The sequence below is a fragment of the Catellatospora aurea genome (genome assembly GCF_042663325.1).
GTDB classification, from domain to species: Bacteria; Actinomycetota; Actinomycetes; order Mycobacteriales; family Micromonosporaceae; genus Catellatospora; species Catellatospora aurea.
On record NZ_JBHTAC010000110.1, the window covers coordinates 1 to 853 of the forward strand.

1 protein-coding gene is annotated in these 853 nt (G+C 66.4%); it reads left to right on the top strand.

All coding sequences use genetic code 11. The annotated features are described in order from the left end of the window. The coding region (locus tag ACFQO7_RS37715; RefSeq protein ID WP_376810890.1) for a glycoside hydrolase family 62 protein at window positions 1–852 on the top strand (852 nt) is incomplete at its 5' end. Window position 853 lies beyond the last annotated feature (1 nt).

Genomic DNA, 853 nt, shown 5'->3' on the forward strand with positions numbered 1-853 from the left:
AAGTCGGGCTGGGTCTCGCTCAAGGACTTCACCTACGCCCCCTACAACGGCCGGCACCTGGTCTACGCCACCACCCACGACAACGGCAGCAGCTGGGGCTCGATGAACTTCAGCCTGTTCACCAACTGGTCCGACATGGCCTCGGCCAGCCAGAACACCATGTCGTCGGGCACCGTCGCACCGTCACTGTTCTACTTCGCCCCCCGCAACATCTGGGTCCTGGCCTACCAGTGGGGCGGCCCCGCGTTCTCCTACCGCACCTCCTCCGACCCCACCAACCCCAACGGCTGGTCCGCACCCCAGACCCTGTTCTCCGGCACCATCTCCGGCTCCGGGACCGGCCCCATCGACCAGGCCGTCATCGGCGACAGCAGCAACATGTACCTGTTCTTCGCCGGCGACAACGGCAAGATCTACCGGGCCAGCATGCCCATCGGCAACTTCCCCGGCAGCTTCGGCTCCACCTCCACCGTGATCATGAGCGACACCACGAACAACCTGTTCGAAGCCGTCCAGGTCTACAAGGTCGGCGGCCAGAACCAGTACCTCATGATCGTCGAGGCGATCGGCTCGCAGGGCCGCTACTTCCGCTCCTTCACCGCCACCAGCCTCGGCGGCTCGTGGACCCCGCAGGCCGCCACCGAGAGCAACCCCTTCGCCGGCAAAGCCAACAGCGGCGCCACCTGGACCAACGACATCAGCCACGGCGAACTCATCCGCAGCAACGCCGACCAGACCATGACCATCGACCCCTGCAACCTGCAGCTGCTCTACCAGGGCCGCTCGCCGAACTCCGGCGGCGACTACGGGCTGCTGCCCTACCGGCCAGGCCTGCTCACCCTGCAGCGCTGAC